A 22270-nucleotide genomic window follows, 5' to 3' on the forward strand; every position below is an offset into this window, starting at 1 on the left:
ATACTCAAGTTAAGCATTGAGAAGAATTTCTTAGTGTCACCAGCAAATGAGCTAAAAACAGGCTCACCGAAAATAGGCAGCATGAAGTGGCTTCTCTCAAAACTAGGGCTGTTAAGACAAGAAAAAAACACCCAAACCTTGAAGAGAGACCTCTCCTTCCTCAAAGCCTCGGCCAAGTCCAATACAATTAGTTGCGAATGGGGCCTGAGAAAGCAGACGCAGCAATTAATAAGTCAGAGCCAAGGCACGACGCTAATGATAAGAATTAGAGATGCATCAGGCGATGGAACTATTGCCAACAAATCCATTGAAATTGGACGTCATGCCACGCAAGCTCAGATCAACACCCCTTTTCCAAATGGTCTAATCCTTCTCGAGCTTGGCTACAAAACGCCGGAAGGAGATTTCATTACCCTTGAATATACATTTATAGACCTTGGACCTAAAAAATGCACGACGCCAGAACCAACGAATTGGTTTACAAATGAATCAAAGAATATCCACCAAGAGATGTACGACTTAGCGACCCGAGGAGTGACACTTGGCGGATCCGAGCGAATAAGAGTCGAACAGCAAACCACCGGCCAATAGGCATAATTATTCGAAACCGCACCATAACAACCGCGTGCACGAGGCTTTGGGAGTCAGTCAGATCCAAACCCTTTCTTGGGGGCTTTGCTGATCTGAGGCTTAGGCTTAGGCTTATTACTTTTTGACATCACAAGTGCATCATCCTTGAATATCTTACCTTCAACCCAAACCGTCAACGCATAAACAAGGATGAGCGCTGGAACAAGAACTAGCCATTCGTTCTGAAATTCGTAAGGAATTTGTCTAACACCAAATACAGTTAGATACCCTGTAGCCAGCGTGAGAATGAGGCGTCGAATGGTGCCAGAGTTCAACTCTTTCCAGCCAGATCCTTAATGCTACCAACTAGATCCAACTTCAGCATCTATCTATCTCTGATCTTATATTAATTTCATTTTCCATGAATCAACTCGTCTAAACCCTGCACATTCTTGGAATGTCATCACTAAACTCATTTCCGCCCACTTTTAATTGCTTCATCTGCTCCAAGCAGGCATTACGACTACATTCATATGGATTCAACTTGAAGTCACATTTTGAGCCTTCACTCTTTTCACTTACTGACTTAGGAGCAAATCTTCCCCAGCAAGTTAGTTATTGAGGATCTTCCACTCCATTACTGGCTTGTGCTCAGCAAGCCGCGTCAAAAGCTTCTCAGTTCTCTTCACGAGATTTTTTCACGGCTATGCCGGCTTCAACCGCTGTTCCAGCGGCCAGAGCGATTAACCCAACCAGTCCAACCAATTGGTTTTGAATGTCCTGGGCACCCTCTGCTCCTTGGCCAAGCACTGCCCCAAGCACGAACCAGGTCGTGGCCAGAGCAGATGTAATCCAGTAGGCCTTCCAGCGGCGCTGGTACAGGTACCCGGCGCCTAAACCCGGCACCACGTTCAAGGTGACGGCCACCCAGCCTGCGGATGCGGCGAGGATCTCTCTTTTGGTGGGTGCCATATCGACAGGTGTTTCTAACCATCTTTGCGGACTTCGACACCTGCCGTGCGTCGTGGCGCTCTTAACCGGGAGCGAGACCTGCTGCAGAAAAGCTGGCGCATGCGCACGGAAGAGCAACCGATGCCCCAGCTATGCGTACAGATCTGCGCACAGACTCCGACAGATCAGCTGCAATAACTAGAGAACAAGGCAGCTATGCCAAAAGCCTTGAACGCTGGCAAACAAAACAAAAACGAATCAACCTGAAACTCAGACAGTGGACTCACATACAAGACCCAGTCAAAAGACTTCCACCTCAATCACCTCCAGAGCTATCAACATCGATCGCTACACAAGGGCTGCCAATCCCACGCCATAAAGAATTCCACTGCACAGCAGACCCAGGAGCCAAGCCACGGATCGAGCGATGGGCACATTGAAGAGATAAGCACTGATGTAAGCAACACGTAGCGCTGGATGCGCCAAAGCAACAGCGACGGTGATGGACGGAAGTGTGTGTCCGTTCAAAACAGCAACAACAGCAAGCAGTGCCGCAGGTGCATGGATCGTGAAGGCTTCAAAACTGTTTTGCTGTGCCCAACTAGCACGCTTTCCCCACGCCGGAAAGCGATCAAACATGGAACGAAGAGCGGCCAGATCCTTGATTTCAAGCCTTGCGCTGAATCGAGCGATGTAGAGGAGGAGGATGCTGATCAGCAGCGTGGCGAACGACAGAACCAATGACCACAGATAAGGCGCGGCACTTGAAACATTCGATTGCGACAAATCTGACACCAACATTCACAAATCAAGTCTTCTTCAAGGCTAAAGACTTTAGGCTCAAAAGCAACTTAATTTGATGTCTCACGAAGGCTTGCGATGAACGCCGCCACGCAAATACCCCATATCACTCCTTTAACAATAATCCCATTAATATCTTCAATGGGATGATCTGGCCGAAAAGTTGCCCCACGAAGATATGCTTCTAGGTGCGCGAAGAAGGGCACGAACATTCCTCCTGCCGAATATCCCCAAGCACCAGCCAAGTAAATCGTGGACTGTGCAAGCTTCGCAGTGCATGCAGCAGCAGCAAGGATCAGCAAAACCCCCGACCCATAATCCTCAAGCATCGTTGTTGCATTGATCGCAAAGTAATCAAGGCCTCGACGTGCTGTTTCTCCAAGAATAAATATTGTCCCCATGGCGTAGGCCATGGCCTGAGTGCCCTTCATGCATTCATTTGATTCAAATTTCATTCTGAGGGCTGATGCCGAATTGTGCATGCAGCTCACGTTGCACAGCTGCATTGTGCGAGAACAATCCGATCGTTCCCTGAACTAGAGACCCAAAGTTGTTCATCACCTGAGGGGGAGACTCACTGAAGAGGAATGGATTCAGGAGCTGCTGCGCCAACGCAGCAACCAGTCCTGCCCCAGCGGCTCGCACTGGTGCCATCCCCCCTGAAGCACCTCATCCATGGCGCTGAAGTCAAGATCTCCCAGGGGGGTGCGAGCTGCTACGCCCCCCATCAGCTTCGGTGCCAACACCGCCGCAATCTCCTGCACACAGCCCTGTCGGATCGCCGCGGCTGCCAACTCGGGGCCGCATTCCCACAGAACCTGGTTAAAACCGCGCTGCGCCAGCGCCTCCATTAGCTGCAACGGATCACAGACCGAAAGCCCAAGCCCCTCAGGGCCGGATGGCAGACGTTGGGGATCAGCATCGGGCCCGTGAGCCACCAGGGTCGGCGCCACCGCGGTGTCCCAGAGCTGCGCCTGATCCGGTAAATCCAAACTGCGGCTCAGCACCACCCGCAGCGGTTCCGGTGAACGCCTGCCCCGGCTGGTGAGCAGCGGATCATCGACGCGAACCGTGCCGCCCCCCACGATCACAGCATCCATGCCACTGCGCAGCTGATGCACCCAATCACGCGCCAGTGAGCCGCTGATCCATTGGCTAGCGCCATTGGGCAAGGCGGTGCGGCCATCCAGGCTCATGGCCCACTTCAGAATTCCGAAAGGCCTGCCGGTACGTACGCGATGCAGGAAAGCCCTGTTCTGCTGCAGGGCCTCGTCGCGCAGCACTCCGCTGATCACCTCCAGGCCAGCCTCACGCAGCTGGCGAATCCCCCCCCCATCCACACGAGGGTCTGGATCCTCAAGAGCAACCACAACACGACGGATACCGGCTTGCACCACCGCCTCACTGCAGGGGGGAGTGCGGCCGTGATGGCAGCAAGGTTCCAAGGTCACCACAAGGGTCCCTCCACGGGCCGCAGCGCCGGCTTGCAGCAGGGCACCCACCTCGGCATGGGCATCACCGGCCCGCGCATGAAACCCCTCGCCGACGAGACGCCCATCCCGATCCAGAACCACAGCCCCCACCAGGGGATTGGGGCTGGTGTGACCTTGGGCAAGGGCAGCCAGGGCCAGCGCCCGCCGCATCCAGATCTCCCACATCAGCTGAGGGGAAGTTCCTGCAGCGAGCGCCATTCACCAACGACGTAGGGAGGTACGGGCAACTCGGTGAAGACTCCCGTCAACGCCAAGCGAAGCGGCCGGTTGTTGCTGAGATCGTTCAGCAAGGGATCGAGGGCAAATTCAGCCGCCGCCTCACGACCATCCGTGGCCAGAACCGGATTGGCCATGGTGATGTCATCCAACAGCCATTCGCGTCGACCCGCCAGCACCTGAAGACCCACCGGGTGATCCAGACGCAATCTTCCGGGATAGCCCACAACGCGCAAGACAACTGGCTGACCAGGAGGCCCCTCGCGATAGGCCACCGCCTGCCAGCTGTCGTAATCGAGATCCCGCAGGCTCTCCAGAGAGCGCACCATGGCGACGCCGGTCTCACTCTCGTGTTGGTGAACCTGGGCCCAGGCCATCCCTGGCGTGAGCAACAACAGCCCAAGAGCGGCCATCAGACAACACAGGAGACGGCGCATACCGGAAAAATCAGTCAGAGAATTCTCACAACAAATCATCCCAATAGGTGAGTTTGACCAACAATTGACCGATGAAGCTCGACTTCAACTCAGCTCGGGGCCTCGGCGCGACCCTCCGAACACTCGGCTTTGAGATTGATGTGGCTCAATTGAGCCAGGGCGCTCTCGATGGAGTCTTCCACCTGGGTGGTTCGCGGCAGCTGCCGGTCTTGTCGATCCAGACCAATCAAGACCTAGTGCTTCACGGCAACAGGCGCTCGGGGATGCTGCCCATCAGCTTGAACACCACCGATCAGCAGCCGGTGGTTCGTGGCGAGGAAACTCATCCGGGCTCCCTTCATGGTTTTCATGCAGGCCTGACAGACACTTTTTTTCTGCTTCCCTCAGGGGCTCACATCCAGGTGGCGCTCGTCTCGCAGACAAGGCTTGAACAGCTCGCCACCACCACCGGCGACCACCAAGTGCTTGAGGTCATCCATGGTTCCAATTCCGCCAACCTCCACCCCCCAACGGTTTCAAGAAATCAGCGCGTTAATCCAGGACCAACTGATGGGAGTGGCCCAGGAGGATCTGGTCGAGGTCGCGATGCTTGAAGCCTTGACACCGCATGAGCTGAAGGGAACAGCGAGTGGTGAACTCGGCGTGGGGACCGCCCTAATGAAGGATCTGGTCAGATGGGGGTTCGAAAACAGCCGCCAGGCCATCACGCTTGATGATCTAAGCGCAACGATCTTTGCCTCACGCTCCTCCATCGTTCAGCACTGTCGTCAGACCTTCGGCATCGGTCCCATGGCGCTGCTCAAACAGATCCGGCTCGCTCAGGTGCAACACGCCCTGGGAGAGCCGGACGTGCAACACGCCATCTGCTGTCGAACGGTGCAAGAGGTTGCCTCCCATTACGGCTTTCAAAGTCGCAATCACTTCGCTCGGGATTACCGCAACCAATTCGGAGAATCCCCAAGAGCGACACTTCAACGGGCATCCGATCCGGGGATTGGACTCCAGTCGGTCTCGGTCGCCCAGAGTCCCCAGATCGCCATGGCCCGGAGGTAATGACAGGCCCGGTAGGTGTTCACAGCAGTGATGGCTTCAGGGGTGCGGAACTGCAAGCCGCCGGAATACACCTGCTCGACCACCGCGGAGCAGATGGCTTCCGCCGTCTGCTTCTCGCCCATCAATCGGTAGTAGCTGGCAATCCCGAAGTTGATCCCCGTCCACACCTCCAGGGGGTGGGTGCCATTGGGATCCAACGGAGTGCCATCCCGGCGTAAGCCGTTGGCTACACCAAGGGATCCGCCATCAAAGGCCTCGAAACACGCCTCTTTGACGGCCTTCAACGTGCTGCGACTGTTGCTGTCACTCACCACCGGCGGAAGACCTAACAAGCGTGCATAGAAATCTCCGCAAAGCTGATCGGCCATGACCACCGGCGTGCCGCTCTCGGCATCGATGTCGTAGTACTCGCCGTTCCAGAGCAACTTGTCGAAGTTGCCACGGGATTGCTCCAACCAACCGCTGAATTCCTTCTGCTCGGCTGAGGTATCAAGACCTGTCTTGAGCTGCAGAGTCTGGGCAATGGCAAGAGCAGCCTCGAGAGCCGCGATCCAGAGGGCACCGCAATAGGCACTCACCCCCTTCAGAGGCCAGTCATCGAAGGTCTGATCTGGAGCACCGCCGTTGTCGGGCAAGCCATCATCGTTGACGTCGAAGGTCTTGAGGTAGCGGAGGGCCTCGACAGCCGCCGGCCAGCAGTCGGCCAAGAAACGAATGTCTTCACCGCTGGGCGCCAGCTTGAACGTGCGCCAAACCTGCAGAACAAAATCACTGCCGAGATCTTTCCAGAGGTTGCAGTCCTGATAAGCGGTGTAGTTGGTTGCATCCCAGGGAATCTCGTTGGGAGCCCCCAGATCATGGGGCGTGGCTCCCTTCACCTTGCGGTCTGCCTCCACCCGGCCTTTGCCCTGGGTGAAATACCAACCGATCGGCCGCTGCGTGGCATCCGCCGCCGGAATCGCCCGGGCAAAACTGCGCAACACGGCCTTGTCGAGCTCGGGCCAGAGCTGCAGCAACGCAAAGGATCCGTAGAGACGAACATCAAGACTCTCGTACCAGGCGTAGTCGAGGCACTCCAGAACGCCGAAGCGGCCGTGGGGGTCATCGGCTGAAGCCGCGCTCCAGAGACTTCCGCCACTGCAGAGGTCGTAGAGCTCATTGAACAGAGCCATCCGCAGCGGTTCCGGCAGGTCCTTGCGTTGCAGCACCGGCTGCTGCCAGGCCTCAATCTGCTGGCGCCACGTCTGCCAGTCGCGCAGCGCTTCAGCCGCAATGGCAACCGCCTGATTGCCATCAGCACCGAAAAAGTCGGTATAGCGGCGCAGAGCTTGGCTGCCGGTTGCAAAAGCCGTCACGGGAAGATCCCAGCTAATCACCACCGGGATCTCGATGCTCTGCCCGGGAGCCAGCTGACACTGCACCGCCAGAGCCGCGCTAAGGGGATCATCGGATCCACTGCGTCGATCGTTGTTGCTCTCGGGGATGGAGCCATCGGCACTGAAGCTGTCCCACAACTCACGGCCATCGCCGCTGGGATTCCATCGGCTACAGCGCTGGACGGTCACACCAGGCTGCTCGGCCGTGGCGATGCACCACTGCCCCTCGCCTTCGGCGACGGGGGGTTTGGAGACGTTGCCCTCCAGCACCACCCCCTTGAGGGAGCCATCCTCAACGCAACGATTGCGCTGACCGTTGGTCATGCCGATGGCCGGGGCGTAATTGTGCTCGGGGCTTCCGTCATCGCGGAAGTGAACCTCGGCCGAGGCATCGGTGTTGGTGAACCAGCCCGTGGTGTTGCGCCAACTCAACAACAACGACAAATCCAGAGGCTGGTCGGTGGGATTGCGCAGCGTCCAGACGAACACCGCGACCGGATAACTGGTGCGCTGATAGTCCCCAGGCAGGATCGGACTGAAGGCCTCACATCGCACCTCGGCGTCATAAACGCCCTCGTAGCTGGTCCAACTCAGCGGGTAACGGGCGGCGTAGGTGCCGGTGCTGCGTTCCGGCGTGCTGGCCGGATACCACTCCCAAGCCTTTAGGGGCTGGCCAGCCTCCGGACGCGACGCATCCTGATGGGGCTGAACCGCCAGGGCATGAGCCCGCTTGCCCCGACCATTCTCCTCAAACAGAGCGAACTGGCAGTCGGGCAGCACCCCAAACCAGTGCTCACCACCATCGAGGTGCCAGAGGTTGATGTTGCCGTCGGGGGCACGACCGAAGCAGCCCGCCCCGAAGCCCCCAAGCGGCATGCCGTGGTTGGGGCCGTCATCGAGGTTGCTGGCGTAGCGAACCGTGTAGGGCTTATCCCAGCCCAGGCCGAAGGGATGGCTCCAGCAGGCCTCCGGTGGTTGCCAATTGGAGGTTTTGGCGCCGCGGCCCAGCAGGGAGTTCAGAGCGGACCAACCGAACGAAGCCATGCAGGGGCCGAGAGTCGCCCCAGATTGCCAGGTTTACCGCGATCAGCCAGCGGTTCAGATCAGCCCGTGGACAAGGATGATGGATTGTCCTCGGCGTCGAGCAGGGCATCCAGCGTGACCGCCGTGCGAACCAATGATTGGTAACGCTGGAGGCTGCGCCGGTTCTGATCCAGCCAACGACCGGGGGCCGCCCCCTCTAGGTCGGGCTGATCAGGATCGAGCAAGGGGAGATCGTCCTCCCGCGCAATCAGGGCGATCACAAGTTCATGCAAACGCTGACGGCGATCGTGGGATGGGGTCATGCCACCTCCATCAAGTCGTGCAGGCGCTGTTGCGCTTCAACGGGCAGGGTCACAGGATCGGCGATGTAGCTCCGAGCTTGGGCAATCCGAGCCTGAATCGGTGCCTCCGCCACGAACCAACTGCTGAGCCCAAGTTCGTCATAAATCCGCTTCACCGCCGCAAGGGGTTGGCTGACCAGCGCGTCGTAGGGCAGCTCAATCAACTGACCCTGAGGGATCCGATGCCGAGACGCCTCAAAGGCCTGGAGTAGCTGGCGATGGGCCGCCACCGTTTCCTCCACCTGGGTCACGGCATCGGGCACGGGCTGGAGCCCCACCAAGCCACCCAATCGCTGCTTCACCTGAACCAGCGAACGGATCGAAGCCTGCGGATCACGAGACAGCACCACGAACCGCGCCTTGGGGAAATGCCGCAGCACCAGCTCCACCCGGGCGGAATGAGCACTGTTCTTGATCAACAGACCAGTCTTGCCCTGGCCGTCGTGGAGCCAGGTGAGCTTGGTGAAGAGCAGCCACTCTCGCTCAAACGCACGGGACAACCCCAGAACGTTGCGACGGAAAAACCATGTGTAGGCCTGTGGGAAAGCTATCCCCGCCATGTTGGTGTCCATGGTGAGTCGTGCCAGACCGACCTCATCTTCCTGGGGATCGTCCGGTCCCCAGGGCACCGCATCGATCGGCCGCTGCCGCGTCATGAACGCTTTGAGTACCGAACGAATCCAGGGTTTGAGCAGCAACGCCACCTGCGGCGCCATGGTGAGGCAATTGCGTGCCGTCGCCAGCGTGGGATCAGAGGCCAGCAACTGATGCAGATACGTCGTGCCACTGCGCCAGTGACCAATCACCACAATCGGATCATCCGGGAGCTCAGCCTTGTGCAAACGACGTGCAAAAAGCCATGACTGCACCCAAGCCAGGGGCTCAACCATCAGCCCACTGATCCCCATCACCAAGCTCACCCTCCAGCAGGAGAGTGCCGGGCGACGAAGCTGCAAGCCTCGAAGCAGCACCGCAGGGCGGACGAACCCTCCAGCAACCAAGCGATCCCACAGCAGGTCTCCCCGTGCCATAGCCCCACAAACCCTGACACCAGAATGACGGGATGATCGATGTGATCGGTACCGACGCGGGGGCTCCAGCCTCGCTGCCCGCTCCACAGCAGAAGCTGCTGCGGACTGCCGCGCTGATTGCTGCGCCACAACGGTTGCAAGCCGCTGTGAGGGAGTGGCTGGGGGACGACCTGCAGGAACTGATCAGCAGCGACGACCCGCGGGCTCTCGTGGGCAGCCTGCAATCAAGACCGGCGGCACAACCTGTGGTGGTGCTCGCCAGCGGAGATCCGCTCTGGTTCGGCCTAGGGCGCATCCTTTGCGACCGCATCGGTGCGGAGCGGCTTCGGTTTCATCCCGCCCCCACATCGCTGCAACTGGCCTTCGCCCGCATCGGTCGCCCCTGGCAGGACGCCGACTGGGTCAGTCTGCATGGACGGGACCCCGAGATCCTGGCCAGCGCCTTGCAAAAACGACCGGCGGCCGTGGCGGTATTGACGGACCCCAACCAGGGTGGCGCTAGCACCGTGCAGCACATGTTGCGCAGCAGCGGCCTTGAAGCCAGCACAGACCTGTGGCTCTGCGAAAACCTCGGGCATGCCGATGAGCGGGTGCAGCAGATCGCCCCAGGCACGGCCCTGCCGGAGGATCTGCATCCGCTGCTGATTGCACTGCTAATCGCACGGGAACCCGCCGTGCCGGATCTGCATGAGCTGCCGTTGTTCGGGCTCGATGACGGGCTCTACCTGCAGCACAGCGATCACCCCGGACTGATGACCAAGCGGGAGGTGCGCGTCCAACTGCTGGCCGAACTCGCCTTGCCTGAGCACGGCGTGCTCTGGGATCTGGGGGCGGGTACCGGCAGCGTCGGACTGGAAGCTCTGCGCCTGCGCCCACGGCTGCAACTGCTGGCAGTGGAACGGCGCGCCGGTGGCGCTCAACTGATCCAGCGCAATGCGCAACGGCTCGGGGTCAGCCCCGCAGCAGTGCTGGAAGCAGACGCCATGCAGGTCATGAATGGCGCCCTTCCCAAGGAGCTCAGCCATCCAGATCGTGTTCTGCTCGGAGGCGGAGGGGCGCAACGGGAGCGCTTGCTGCAGCTGGTTGTGGAGCGTCTGCGGTCTGGAGGCGTTGTCGTGATTCCCCTGGCCAGCCTGGAGGCGTTAGCCAGCGTTCGGCCCCTGCTCGAGAACGCCGGGTTAGCGGTGCGCGTGCAACAGCTGCAGGCCTGGCGAGGACAACCACTAGGGGACGGCACACGCCTGGCTCCGATGAACCCAACCTTGATCGTGACTGGAACGAAGCGGAGCTGAAACAGCCTCAGTCCGAAGACATAACGGCTCAATCTGAACCGGATCTCCGATGTCAATCCCAAGGCGTTGAGCCTCCCCCGCACCGATTTCGATCACCGCATCGACAAAATCGGCTCGTCCGTTGCCATCCGCATCTGCGGAATAGGACCGACAAGGCAATGCAGCGCAAGCTGGAACAGCGCGGACCAGATCGAGCACGCGACCGTCTCGAACAAAGATCATGTCGAGAGGCGCGATTGTGTTGAACATCCAGAAACGCTGCGGCTGCGGGGTGGAAAAGGGGAACCACATCCCACGCAAGGGAGGCAGGGCAGGCCGCCGCATCAACCCCAGCCGCTGTTGTTCAGGACCGCGGGCCACCTCGAGATCGATGCAGCGCTGGTTCTCCACACACCAGCGGGCGGCAATCGGCAGCCACTGTGGGGGCGGCTCAGGGGGCAGAGCATCCATGACCGCTCAAGCCTCCGGCAACACCTGGCCAAGGCAGTAGCCCCGGCCGCGCACGGTGTGCAGCAGACGGCGCTCACCGCCGGCCTCCAGCTTCTGGCGCAGATAACGCACGTACACCTCAACGACATTGCTGCTGGACCGCTCCCCTTGCCAGACCTCCCGGAGCAACGCGTCGCGACTCAATACCTGGCCCCGCCGCCGCAACAGCACCTGCAGAAGCATGAATTCACGGGCCGTCAACGCCACCACACGCTCTCCCCGGCGCACCGTTCGCGTGGTGGGATCAACGCTGAGATCATCGATCTGAAGCAGCACCGGTCGCTGACCCGACCGCTGCTGGATCGTGCGGTGCAGGCGCAGACGCAGCAGCAGATCGCTGGGCCCGATCTCCGACAGCCAGAAATCGTCCGCGCCGGTTCCAAGGCAGGCGGCGCGCGCTTCAACGCTGTCGCGTTCCAGATCCAGCAGGATCGGCATGGCCCCGAAACGGTTGCGCAGATCCTGAATCAAAGCGGCCTGATCGGCCGCCAGCACGGCAGCCACAGGGGATTCACCCGGTTCAGGGGCATGGGCCGAAGGCCCGGCAGTGAGCCAGTCGAGGGTGGCGTAGCCGGATGCAGCCAGACGGGGCGCCAGGGATATCGCCGACGGGCCTGCCAACAGCAACAGGGGATCAGCGTTCATTCCCGCTCAGGTTTAGCGATGTGGGGCAGACCCCAACCCAGTTTGTTGCGCAGCACCTGGAAGAACTCGTGGTCGGCGAGGCGCACAAAGCGCACGGGATGGTCGCTGCGACGGATTAGCACCCGATCTTCCGGCCAGACATAGCAACCTGCACTGCCGTCCACCACCATCATCAGGCGCTCCGGCGTGGCGGGAAACACAGTGACGGGCTCACGGTCGCTGAACACCAAGGCGCGGGACGCCAGGGAATGGGGCGCGATCGGGGTGAGTTGCAGCACCGGACAATCGGGCGTGATCACAGGCCCACCAGAGCTGAGGGCATAGGCCGTGGATCCCGTCGGCGTGGAGAGGATCACACCATCGGCAGCGATGTCCACTGGGGCATGGCGGCCAATGGCGATCTCGAAGTGACACATGCTCGTAAGCGGCTCACGGTGCAGTGCCATCTCGTTGAGAGAAAGCGCCTCCCAACGGCGTTGATCGCCCCGCATCACACTCACCACGAGGTTGCTGCGTTCCTCGATCGTCCATTGCTGGGTAAGCACCACGTCGAGGGCCCGGTCCAGATCATCGAGATAGGCCTCCGCCAGGAATCCCAGATGACCGGTGTTGATCGTGAGAATTGGGATCCCTATAGGTGCGGTCTGACGCGCTGCGGAGAGAACCGTGCCGTCACCACCAAGCACGATGGCCAACACCATCGATTGGTCGAAGCCCTGAGGCACGCAGGCGCTGTAGCCCCGAAGCCGCAGGTGCTGATCGGGGTTAGCAAAGCCCACCATCCCCCCGGAGCTGCTGGCCCGCTCCACGGAATGGCCGGCTGCCTCTAGGCGCTGCTGAATCGTGTCCGCCGTCTGCACCGCCAGCGGCTTGCCGTCATTGACGATCAGTCCAATGCGGGGCACTGACCGCCTCAGATGCAGAACGAGATCACTTTATGAGCCTTGGCGGAAACGGAATCAGGCTGGGCTGCATTCGACACAGAGGCCCTCCGTGGGGCGGTACAGGGCCTGGGACGATTCGAGCGTTTTTATTTGTCGGCCAACAAAAAACCTCTAATTTTGATGGGATTTCTACCCAGATCGGCATGCGTCGCCTTCTTCTCCCGCTCGCTTTTGCCATCCCTGCACTGTTCAGTACAGGTGCTCAAGCGTCGGAAGATCTGGCTTGGTCTTACACCCCTTGGGTGACTCAAGACTTGCTTGCTCAAGCCGAGGGTGATGAGACTGCTTCAGAGGGAGAGGACGATGACAACGACTGGCGGCTTTACCTCGATCTCTACGGATTTCTACCGCACGAGAATGAAGGGACTATCAAGCTGGATGGAAACACCAACAAGGGCAATTTGAGTCTTAGCGACATTCTTGAGAATGTTTCCAGCATTGCGACAGTTCGTGCAGGTGTGGAACGAGGGCGCTGGGGCCTGCAAACGGGCATTTTTCACGGAGCTGTTGACTTCAACGACAGTGGATCGAAATATGTAACGCGTGATCACTCACGCGTCCGGAAACTCACCGGCGACAAAGTGACGCGCAAACTCACCCTCAAAGGTGATGTCGAAGGAGATTTTCACCTCGACCAAACCTTGATCGATCTCGCTGTGCGCTACCGCGCGGGTGATGTTCAGCGACCAAAAATGGACCAAGGAAGCTTCAGCTTTGTTGGCTTCGCAGGAGCACGCCTCGTGGATGGCACCATCAAAACCGATATCGACGTTGAGTTGTCTGCGTCCTACGAGGGCCCAATCGTTAAGGCTGAACGCTCCAAGAAGCAAAGCTTTGGCGATTCCTGGTCACACACCTGGGTGCAGCCATTGATCGGAATGTACGCCACTTATGCCTTCAGCCCTGACTGGCAAGCTTTTATGTATGCGGACGCCGCTGGTTTCGGTCTGGCCGGTGAAAAGGATCTCAGCGGGAACGCACAAGCAGGCATCGCCTACGCAGTCGGAAATTCAACCCAGATTTCGCTGTCGTACAAAGTCTTCGGCCTGGAATATTCAGCCTACGGCAATGACAACGGATACAAGACCTTCTCCCACGGACCCAACATTGGCATTCGCTTCCTCTTTGACTGAGACTGAACAAGAATCGGGATATGACTCCATCGCATCCCGATTCTTGTTTGGGTCATTTCAATGAGAAAGCTTCAGATGAATACTCAACGGTTGTCTTGTCTGATTGAACTTGCAACAGGAACAGCATTGCTGCTGACGCCTGGGCTGGCGATGACGCTGATCGTTGGATCATCCCTTCCCAACGGCGGGAATCAGATGGCCCAACTGTTTGGAGCCGCAATCATCTGTCTCGGGTTGTCCTGTTGGTCCAACAACCAATCGTCAGGCCAAGGTCTGAGGCCAAGCATTGGACTGACGATGTACAACATCATCAGCGGCCTCCTGCTGGCTATTTTCGCTTTCTCAGGCGATGCAAGGGCCTCTGTTGCACTCCCTGCAGCCCTGCTTCACATCGCACTTGGCGTCGTTCTACTCAGGAGAGAACTCAAGGGCCGGCATTCATACCAGCCCTAACGGTCGGCAGCGCAGCGAAAACCCATGTGACAGGTTGCTGTGTCCAGCGTTTGGCCCATCAAGGCAGAGGGCCGAAACCGATGGCAGTAATTGTCGGCGCAAAGAAATGAACCGCCCTTGATGACACGTCGTTCCTGCTCACCTTCAGGAACCGCGTACGGCGTTGACGTCCACTCCCAGACGTTCCCGCAAACGTCAACAAGTCCGTAGCCGTTGGCAGGGAAGCTTCCAACGGGTGATGTCCAAAACCAACCATCGGTCTCTTGGTTGTTCCAAGGGAAAGGGCCCTGCCAGACATTGGCCAGCCAACGACCATCAGGAGTCTTGTCGGCACCCCAGGCGTAGTCCTGATCCACCAAACCACCACGCGCCGCAACCTCCCACTCGTCTGCCATAGGCAACCGTTTGCCGGCCCAATCGGCATAAGCAAGGGCGTCCTCGAAGGCGACGTGGACAACGGGATGCTGCATCAATCCGTCGAGGTTGGTGTCAGGCCCCTGGGGATGGCGCCAGTCAGCACCAGCAATGAGCGCCCACCAGGAAAGAGGTTCACTGCGATCCACCGTTGGGGGCGGCGGCAGGAAAACAACAGACTCGGGGATCTGCTCTTCAGGCGGAAGATCCGGATACAGCGTTGGATCAGGAGGACGCTCCGAAACCGTTTTGTAGCCGGTGACGTCCACGAATTGCAGAAACTCTGCGTTGGTGACCGGTGCATGATCGATCTGAAATGAATCAATCGACACCTGTCGGATGGGAGCCTCCTCGGGGTAAAAGCGATCGGAGCCAACTTGATAGTCACCGGCCGGGATGGCGATCATTCCATCCCGGCAATTCGACATCGAACTAGACACGATCAGCCTTGCTTGGCATCAGTGTCTTTGGGGTAGATCTGAAGTGTCACCTTGTCGATCTGGCCGCCATAGGCGCTGTAACGACGGGGCCCGATGGTCTTGATGGTGACCGCTGAGCCACGGTCGAGACCAACATCAGCACCTTCATCAATGGAGAAACGCGATGCAATCGTCTTCTCCAGGCGGCCTTCAGCGACAACCTGGCCGTTAAGTTTCAAGCGAAGATCAGCTCCCTTTCCAGCGCCACCGCCGTCGTAGTCGAGTTCGAAACGAATTTCGGATTTACCGGCGGGCAATGGCTTTTTGCTCGTCAGAGTGATCAGCTCTCCCATGTAGTTATAGGTATAGGAGGGCTTGTTGTTTTGAACATAAAGCGACCATCCACCAAATCGACCACCCTGGGAGAAGATCACGCCATCTTCTTCGCCACCTTTCACATCAACAAAGGCCGTAACACTGTTCGACACGTTCTTAACATTGAGAATCGAGTCTTCGACCATGTTCCAGGCATAGGGATACAAATCCATGGAAGTCCGATCACCCAAAAGTGTCGGCCGGCCAGCAACAGAAGGGACTAGGCGCTCAAGGAGACGATCATCAAGGGGCAGCACCTGATTTTCAATCGCCTCTTCCATGAACTTCTTCTTCATGGCTTCAAGGCGTTCCGGCTCCTGATCAGCAAGATTATTCGAGAGACTGAAATCCTTGGTGGTGTCGTACAACTCCCAACCATCATCTGCCGCAACCGTATTCATTCTTTCAGGCGCCATCCAGGGATACATGATTGTTGCCCGCGCCATCCAGCCGTTGTGATAAATGCCTCGGTTGCCGATGATCTCGAAATACTGCGTGTTGTGCTTTTCTTTGGCATCCGGGTTGTCGAACGTATAGATCAGGCTGGTTCCCTGCATGGGAATCTGTGGGATGCCATTGATTGTCTTGGGCATTGGCAAATTGGCGGCCTCAAGGATCGTTGGTGCCACGTCATTCACATGAGAGAACTGCGTCCGAATACCACCAGCTTTATTGATGCGCTCGGGCCAATGAATGACCGTTCCGTTGCGGGTGCCACCGAAATCGCCAGCAACCTGCTTGGAGAGAGCAAAGGGTGAATTGAAAGCGATTGCCCAAGCCATGTGATACATGGGATAGGTGGTTGGACCACCCCATTCATCGAGCTTGGCCTCCTGTTCGTCTGGCGTTTCTCCAACACCGTTGAGGTAATGGTTCCAGTTCCAATGACCAGTCCGATCCCCCTCAACACTGGCACCGTTATCACCAGTGATGTAAATCACCAAAGTGTTATCGAGCTCGCCGAGCTCGTCGATCGCCTGGATCAGACGGCCAGCTTCATAATCAGAGTATTCCGTGAAAGCAGCAAAAACCTCGGCTTGACGCGCATAGATTTTTTGCTGTTGCGGCGTGAGGCTGTCCCATTTGGGAATACTGTCTGGCGCCTTGGCCATCTGAGTGCCTTCGGGAACGATCCCTGCCTTGATCTGATTCTGAAGATTGCGCTCTCGAAGCACATCCCAGCCTTCGTCGAACTTGCCTTTGTACTTGGCAATCCATTCCTTGCTCACATGGTGAGGGGAGTGAGAACCGGCGGATGAGTAATAGATGAAAAATGGTTTATCTGGCTTGATCGCTTTCTGCTGCCGCATCCAACCGATCGCCTGATCGGTCATGTCTTCAGTGAAGTGGTAACCCTCTTTCTGAGGTGCATCGACAACGGTAACGCCATCATGAATCGTGGGTTCCCACATGTTGTCTTCGGCTCCGACAAAGCCGTAGAACTTCTCAAAGCCCTGCCGCGTTGGCCAACGGGTTTGAGGACCGGCTGCTGTTGTCTCACGGCCTGGCGTTTCATGCCACTTACCGAAGGCAGCTGTGTTGTAACCATTCAGTCGCAGGATTTCTGCAACAGGCACCGCATAATCCGGCACCACAGTGGAGTTACCTGCATATCCAGTTGCAACTTCTGGAATCGATCCTGTATTAACTTTGTGATGATTACGGCCGGATTTCAACGCCGCGCGGGTTGGAGCACAAAGGGCTGTGGTGTGAAATTTGTTGTAGCGAAGTCCATTGTTGGCGAGCTTTTCCGCCGTCGGCATGTTCACCGCACCACCAAAGGCTGAGGGTGCGGCATAGCCCACATCATCAAGAAGGATGATCACCACATTGGGGGCATCAGCTGGTGCTGTGACCTCCCACTGGGGAGGCAAAGGCACCTCTGAAGGAAGAACCTTGGTGACCTTTTCAGGCCTTGGCTCAGCGATCGGCAGCTTCGTGCGATCAAACTGAGCGCTGTTGGCCTTGTTTTGAATCCCGAGTTGAGTTGAGCAGGCAGCAAGAGCAAGAATGCCACCTCCCAAAGCAATCTGACGGAGTTTCATAAACCGAGAAACCAAGTAGTTCGTTATTTCACGCTAGCCATGCCAAAACGTACGAACTAAAAATTGATGGTTGAAATACACGGAAAATTCCGAATAAGTCCTTTTCGTACCAACAAGGCTGTTGTCATCCCTGAAGACTCTTGGCAATGCCCACCGCTGCTGAGGAACCGCTGGCGATAGCTCCCTCAATAAAGCCACGCCAGGCTTGGGCATGGTCGCCAGAGGCAAACACAAGATGGCCCTCCTGTTGAGGCAGGGCATTGGCAAACCTTGCGATCGTGCCGGGCCGATACGTGCACCAGGATCCCTGGGACAAAGCATCGTCCCCCCAGTCGTGACCAAAGGTCGACAGCAGCTTGACGCCTGGAAGGAATTCTTCGAGAACAACTTGCCATTTATCAACGGACTTATCCAAAGCACCGGGTTCGAGGCTGAATCCAGCAAGAACGGAGTGTTGTTCGCCGCGCTTGTAGGTGAAGCTGCCGATTAGGGGGGAATCCGTTGAACGCGACAGGGTCATCACCGCACCGGGATCCCCCTCCACCTCAAAAAACACCTTGTAGCCACCACCAACATGCTTGAGGGTTGAGGCCTCTTGCTTCGCAGCAGACAACGGTGGTTCGAAGCTGACACTGTTCAGCAGATTCAACGGCACAGTGACGACCGCACGCTTGGCATGGACAACATCACCGTCGGTTGTGGTGACCACAACCCCAGCCTCCGATTGCTGAACTGAAGCAACAGACGTGTTCAGCGCCACATCGAACCCACCATCCTCAGTGATGGCATTAACCAATTCCCCCGTTCCATTGGTGAACTTGTAACGGGCGGCAGTGTCGTTAAACAATTCATAGTTCCAACCCGTCAGCGACCAACAGCGCATCATCTCCACATAGGAGGCGTTCTCGGGTTGGTTCATCGACAGGATCTCGAGGAATCCACCGATCGATGTACGTTGCAGAGGGGTGAGCTCCAAGGCCGCAAAACGATCAGCAACGCTCTGTGAATCATGGACACAGATCGCATCCCAACAGTGATGCTGATCGTAGGGACGCTCCCAAACCTGCTTGGCCTCCGCAAAGAACAGCTCAAAGCCCTGGAGGAATTCAGCGAGCTGATCCTCCTGAAGGTCGTGCACCTGCCCGTTCACCTTGATGGCAACCCGCTCGGCGACACAGCCAGGGGTTTCCTGAACCTCCAAGCCATAGCGCTCCTTTTCTGCCCAAACAAAGGGTTGGGTCCAGTGAATCCAGGTTCCGCCCAGCTCAACATGGAACCCATTCACCTCCTTGTGCCAAGTACGTCCACCAAGGCGATCACGGGCCTCGAGCAGCAACACATTGAAGCCGCGATGTTTGAGATCACGGGCCGCCGTAATCCCTGCGAAACCACCGCCAATCACAACGACATCAACTGAGCGAGGCATCAACAGAAAGGCAAAGGGGAACAGGACAACAAACAAGATTCATCGGTGGATGCAGCACCCACCAATGAGTTCCAAGGGAATCGATCAGAGCTGTTCGATCGCGCCGAGTTTCCAGCTGCGATCAAACCACTCCTGACCAGGGCCATAGAGGCGGAAGATGCCGAACCAACCCTTGCCGGGAACCGTCTTCACCCAGTTGGCTTCTTGCCCTGCAGGGGCTTCAGGGCCGAAGTAGAGATCAATGCTTCCGTCAGCATTTTTCGCCATCTCGGGATTGCGCTTGTTGTTTTTGCTGGGATAAGGCATCTCCTTGCTCTGCAACATCGAGCGGGTTTGCGGGTCGTAGACCACAAACGACCAGAAGCGCTGAGCCGGGGGATTGGCCGGGATATTGACTTTGTAGGTTTTGGAGCCATCCAAATAGGCACCGCTGCTGTCCCGAGAGCTGAAGGTGTACTGCGAACCCACGCCTGGAAGTTCCAGCACCATCGCCGGTGTATTCACCGTGGCGAGGTAGAAGAACAGCGTGCGACCGTCCATGTCACGCCCACCATTGCCGCCATCGACGAGATATTCATGGTTGCCTCCAGGGAATCCGGTTTGCCAATAGCCAGCCTTGCCGGGGTAGATGTAGGCCTTGGGGTCTTGCGGGGCAAACAGAATCGAACGAGCCGTGGCATTACCAATGGCAACCGCATCAGTCAGCAGGGCTTTTTGTTCCCATGACGGATTGAATGGCTTGCCTTTTTGAATCCCGATCGCCGATGCCATCCCCAAAAGCTCAGGCGAGAACATCTCTGAGGGCTCGCGCTGGATCACCTCATCCAGTTCCTCGTAAAACTTGAAGTCGTTGGCATGGATGGTGTTCACATCTGACCCGGTGAGGTTGGTGAACGTGTTCGCAGGAGGGTTGCTCCTTTGAGCGAAGGGATACACCTTGAGGCCATTTTTGAATGCCGACTTCGCCGTATCAGGCTTGCCTTGGTCATCAAGGAAACCTCGAAGGATTAGCCAGTTGATCTTGCTGGGCGTTTTGGCAACGAAGTAGCCATTGGTGTTAGCGGGTGCTTGATGACCAGGGCCAAGAATCAGATACTTGCCGCCTTTGCCTTTGTCTGGGCCAGGGCCGCCCATGTCGATCACAAAGCGGAAGAAAGCGTCATTGACCGTGCCAGGACCCGTCCCCGGTGGAACTTCGACCACCACAGGACCATCACTGAGGTCTAAAAATGCGGAGGCATACACCGTATCGGTGTTGCCAGTGAGCCAGAGAGACGTGGAGCTCATCAGCTCCTCAAACAAACCAATGTCGCGATTCGGCTTCAAGCCATAGCCATCACGATGCCCGACGTAGAGCATCTCCAGAGATGCAGCCGGCATGAAATTCAGGAAGGTCTGCACCCCACGCCCGAGATCAACCTGCCGGCGAGCTGCCTTTTTTGTGGCTTCATCGGGGAAGCCATCGAAGTAGCGAAATGTGCCGATGCGGGTACGAACAACATCTGGCGTTAAGACATCTTCAGGAATCGGCGTGTTGTAATTCTTGGGAGTGACATCCTTCGCTTGAACCGAAAGTGCAGAGCTTCCGATCAAAAGAGTGGAAGCCAAGAGAGCTGAAACAGAATTGAGGCCTTTCATGACAAAACAATGAGTAAAAGTGGGAAGTAGTAAACCGACCGTTCAATCGAGCACTTCGATGTTGTTCAGCTTCCAGGTTTGATCAAACCAGGGTTGCAACGGGCCATAGAGCCGAAAGGCCGTAAACCACCCTTTTCCAGGTACGGTTTCAATCCAATTAGTTTCCTTACCCACAGGAGCTTTGGGTCCGAAATACAAATCCACGGAACCATCAGCATTGGCGACCATATCTTTGTTGCGCTTGTTGTTCTTAGCGGGGAAGGGCTGACTGGTTTGCAGCTGAGATCGCGTCTGGGAGTCATACACAACGATGGACCAGAAATCCTTGGCAGGTGGATTCTCGTCAATGGTTAATTTGTATGATTTCCCACCATCAAGAACAGCACCATTTTCATCCGTTCCAGCAATGGCATATTGAGAGCCAACGCCAACCATTTCCAGCACCATGGCCGGAGTGTTGACGGTGTAAGCCCAGAAGAAATTGTTGCGGGCATCAAGATTTCGGCCTCCCCGGCCACCATCTTTGAGCCACTCGTAACTTCCCCCTGCGAAAGCTGTGAACCACTGGGGATTGCCCTCATAGGTGTATGCATCTGCAGCGCGAGGAGTCACCATGTCGGAGCGCACATAGGCCACACCCACCTGAACGGCTTCCTCCATCAAGGCCCGATCCGCTGCTGAAGGATTGAAGGGCTTTCCTTTTTCCATCCCGATACCAGCAGCCAAACCACGAATTTCCGGATCGAGGAAATCGATGGGCTCACGCTGAATCACCCGGTTGAGTTCATTGAAGAATTCAAAGTTGTTGGCATGAACCGTATTGAATACCTTGTCTCCACCTTGGATGAAGGTCATCTTGGGCGGATTATTCTTCTGCGATAACGGATACATCCGTAAACCATTCTTATAGTTGGCAACTGCCTGGTCGGGCTTGCCCTCATCATCCAGGAAGGCCCTGAGAATCAACCAGTTGGAATAGGTGGGTGAGCGGAAAACAAAATAGCCATCAGTGTTTGCAGGCTCTTTATCATCTGGCCCCAGAATCAAGTATTTCCCACCCTTGCCTTTGTCGGGGCCAGGGCCACCTGTATCGGCGACGAAGCGGAAGTATGCATCATTGATCGTGCCAGGCCCAAGACCAGCTGGCACCTCAATCACCAACGGGCCTGTCTGCTGAAGATTGAAAAAAGCCGAACCATAAACAGTATCTGTGTTACCGGTTAAAAACAGGGGATTGGAATTCAGCGGTGACATCAAATTCACCTTGGTGTGATCATCCACACCGATTTGTTCATGGCCATGGCGCAGCATTTCAATGCTTGCCGCAGGCATCAACGTGAGGAAGGTCTCGTAGGCCCGAATAAATTTGAGATTATCGAAACTCGCCTTCACCGTTTCCGGATCAGGCATGCCATCGAAGAAGTTGAAGGTGCCAACCGACGTGCGCACCTTGTCTGGTGTGGACAGCTCTGATGGGATCGGAGTGGTATATCCGGCTGGAATGGCATCAGCCCCTGCTTTCGCTCCGGTGGGCACACCGAACAAAACACCCGACAGAGCAAGGAAAGACAGTCCCTTGGAGGCACCCTTCATCCATGTTGCGCTCAGCATGCGATGCAATCGACTTCTTTTTCAAGCTAGGCAGAGAAAGAAGCTCGGTCAGCGGTCGATGGTCCGAAAAAAC

At 57.1% G+C, this 22270-nt stretch carries 23 protein-coding genes; 5 read left to right on the plus strand and 18 right to left on the minus strand.

Features of this window, described 5'->3' with window-relative positions:
* Positions 1–81 precede the first annotated feature (81 nt).
* Positions 82–591, plus strand: coding sequence for a hypothetical protein (locus DXY29_RS05750; protein WP_115023661.1), 510 nt, complete (start codon positions 82–84; stop codon positions 589–591).
* Between the two features lie 53 nt (positions 592–644).
* Here DXY29_RS05750 and DXY29_RS05755 read toward each other — a convergent pair whose 3' ends face one another.
* The 7 genes from DXY29_RS05755 to DXY29_RS13450 all read right to left on the minus strand — a co-directional run bounded on the left by DXY29_RS05755 (position 645) and on the right by DXY29_RS13450 (position 4698).
* Positions 645–905 (minus strand): hypothetical protein, encoded by a 261-nt coding sequence (locus DXY29_RS05755; RefSeq protein ID WP_115023662.1) that lies wholly within the window; start codon positions 903–905, stop codon positions 645–647.
* Positions 906–1245: 340 nt separating this feature from the next.
* Entirely contained in the window at positions 1246–1542 is a 297-nt protein-coding gene (locus tag DXY29_RS05760; protein ID WP_115023664.1) for a hypothetical protein, read from the minus strand.
* 327 nt (positions 1543–1869) lie between these two features.
* Positions 1870–2322 (minus strand): MAPEG family protein, encoded by a 453-nt coding sequence (locus tag DXY29_RS05765; RefSeq protein WP_115023665.1) that lies wholly within the window; start codon positions 2320–2322, stop codon positions 1870–1872.
* 50 nt (positions 2323–2372) lie between these two features.
* Entirely contained in the window at positions 2373–2753 is a 381-nt protein-coding gene (locus tag DXY29_RS05770) for a hypothetical protein (protein ID WP_115023667.1), read from the minus strand.
* 162 nt (positions 2754–2915) lie between these two features.
* A complete protein-coding gene (gene ribD / locus DXY29_RS05775; protein WP_115023668.1) occupies positions 2916–3980 on the minus strand; it encodes a bifunctional diaminohydroxyphosphoribosylaminopyrimidine deaminase/5-amino-6-(5-phosphoribosylamino)uracil reductase RibD in 1065 nt (354 codons plus the stop codon).
* Positions 3980–4468, minus strand: a complete 489-nt coding sequence (locus DXY29_RS05780; RefSeq protein ID WP_115023670.1) for a DUF3122 domain-containing protein — start codon at positions 4466–4468, stop codon at positions 3980–3982. The genes ribD and DXY29_RS05780 overlap by 1 nt, the downstream gene beginning before the upstream one ends.
* A gap of 89 nt (positions 4469–4557) precedes the next feature.
* Positions 4558–4698 carry a hypothetical protein gene (locus tag DXY29_RS13450; RefSeq protein WP_170952135.1) on the minus strand — a complete coding sequence of 47 codons (141 nt, stop codon included), beginning with the start codon at positions 4696–4698 and terminating at the stop codon, positions 4558–4560.
* A 247-nt stretch (positions 4699–4945) separates the two neighbouring features.
* Between DXY29_RS13450 and DXY29_RS05785 the strand changes: the two genes are divergently transcribed.
* Positions 4946–5521, plus strand: coding sequence for a helix-turn-helix transcriptional regulator (locus DXY29_RS05785; RefSeq protein WP_115023671.1), 576 nt, complete (start codon positions 4946–4948; stop codon positions 5519–5521).
* Here DXY29_RS05785 and DXY29_RS05790 read toward each other — a convergent pair.
* From DXY29_RS05790 to DXY29_RS05800, 3 genes are read right to left on the minus strand one after another with little or no spacing between them, the layout of a single operon-like run.
* On the minus strand, positions 5440–7941 hold the full coding sequence (locus DXY29_RS05790; protein WP_115023673.1) for a GH116 family glycosyl hydrolase: 2502 nt from the start codon (positions 7939–7941) through the stop codon (positions 5440–5442). The genes DXY29_RS05785 and DXY29_RS05790 overlap by 82 nt on opposite strands.
* A 59-nt stretch (positions 7942–8000) precedes the next feature.
* Entirely contained in the window at positions 8001–8243 is a 243-nt protein-coding gene (locus tag DXY29_RS05795) for a hypothetical protein (protein WP_115023675.1), read from the minus strand.
* Positions 8240–9313, minus strand: a complete 1074-nt coding sequence (locus tag DXY29_RS05800) for a sulfotransferase (RefSeq protein ID WP_115023676.1) — start codon at positions 9311–9313, stop codon at positions 8240–8242. Before DXY29_RS05800 ends, DXY29_RS05795 begins: the two co-directional genes overlap by 4 nt.
* 32 nt (positions 9314–9345) lie before the next feature.
* Here DXY29_RS05800 and cbiE point away from each other — a divergent pair, with 32 nt between their 5' ends.
* On the plus strand, positions 9346–10605 hold the full coding sequence (gene cbiE / locus DXY29_RS05805) for a precorrin-6y C5,15-methyltransferase (decarboxylating) subunit CbiE (RefSeq protein WP_115023678.1): 1260 nt from the start codon (positions 9346–9348) through the stop codon (positions 10603–10605).
* On the opposite strand, the gene DXY29_RS05810 is transcribed toward cbiE, so the two are convergent.
* Genes DXY29_RS05810 through DXY29_RS05820 form a run of 3 tightly spaced genes read right to left on the minus strand, consistent with a single transcriptional unit; the run spans position 10537 to position 12644 of the window.
* The gene (locus tag DXY29_RS05810; RefSeq protein ID WP_115023679.1) at positions 10537–11055 is read right to left on the minus strand and encodes a DUF192 domain-containing protein; all 519 of its coding nucleotides are present in this window, start codon (positions 11053–11055) and stop codon (positions 10537–10539) included. The genes cbiE and DXY29_RS05810 overlap by 69 nt on opposite strands.
* 6 nt (positions 11056–11061) lie before the next feature.
* Complete coding sequence (locus tag DXY29_RS05815) at positions 11062–11739, minus strand: response regulator transcription factor (protein WP_115023681.1); 678 nt, start codon at positions 11737–11739, stop codon at positions 11062–11064.
* Positions 11736–12644, minus strand: a complete 909-nt coding sequence (locus DXY29_RS05820) for an NAD(+) kinase (RefSeq protein WP_115023683.1) — start codon at positions 12642–12644, stop codon at positions 11736–11738. The genes DXY29_RS05815 and DXY29_RS05820 overlap by 4 nt, the downstream gene beginning before the upstream one ends.
* Before the next feature lie 182 nt (positions 12645–12826).
* Here DXY29_RS05820 and DXY29_RS05825 point away from each other — a divergent pair, with 182 nt between their 5' ends.
* Together DXY29_RS05825 and DXY29_RS13455 are read left to right on the plus strand one after the other, a co-directional pair.
* Positions 12827–13816 (plus strand): hypothetical protein, encoded by a 990-nt coding sequence (locus tag DXY29_RS05825; RefSeq protein WP_115023684.1) that lies wholly within the window; start codon positions 12827–12829, stop codon positions 13814–13816.
* 90 nt (positions 13817–13906) lie between these two features.
* Positions 13907–14269 carry a hypothetical protein gene (locus DXY29_RS13455; RefSeq protein WP_115023686.1) on the plus strand — a complete coding sequence of 121 codons (363 nt, stop codon included), beginning with the start codon at positions 13907–13909 and terminating at the stop codon, positions 14267–14269.
* Here the strand turns inward: DXY29_RS13455 and DXY29_RS05835 are convergent.
* From DXY29_RS05835 to DXY29_RS05855, 5 genes are all read right to left on the minus strand, one after another.
* The gene (locus tag DXY29_RS05835; protein WP_170952136.1) at positions 14266–15111 is read right to left on the minus strand and encodes a formylglycine-generating enzyme family protein; all 846 of its coding nucleotides are present in this window, start codon (positions 15109–15111) and stop codon (positions 14266–14268) included. The genes DXY29_RS13455 and DXY29_RS05835 overlap by 4 nt on opposite strands.
* Before the next feature lie 14 nt (positions 15112–15125).
* Complete coding sequence (locus DXY29_RS05840) at positions 15126–17522, minus strand: arylsulfatase (RefSeq protein ID WP_115023689.1); 2397 nt, start codon at positions 17520–17522, stop codon at positions 15126–15128.
* A 124-nt stretch (positions 17523–17646) separates the two neighbouring features.
* On the minus strand, positions 17647–18948 hold the full coding sequence (locus DXY29_RS05845; protein ID WP_115024288.1) for an NAD(P)/FAD-dependent oxidoreductase: 1302 nt from the start codon (positions 18946–18948) through the stop codon (positions 17647–17649).
* An 84-nt stretch (positions 18949–19032) separates the two neighbouring features.
* Positions 19033–20586, minus strand: a complete 1554-nt coding sequence (locus DXY29_RS05850) for a DUF1254 domain-containing protein (protein ID WP_115023691.1) — start codon at positions 20584–20586, stop codon at positions 19033–19035.
* A gap of 42 nt (positions 20587–20628) precedes the next feature.
* Positions 20629–22197, minus strand: coding sequence for a DUF1254 domain-containing protein (locus DXY29_RS05855; RefSeq protein ID WP_244279322.1), 1569 nt, complete (start codon positions 22195–22197; stop codon positions 20629–20631).
* Between the last annotated feature and the right edge of the window lie 73 nt (positions 22198–22270).

The sequence above is a fragment of the Synechococcus sp. UW69 genome (genome assembly GCF_900474185.1).
Taxonomy (GTDB): Bacteria; Cyanobacteriota; Cyanobacteriia; order PCC-6307; family Cyanobiaceae; genus Parasynechococcus.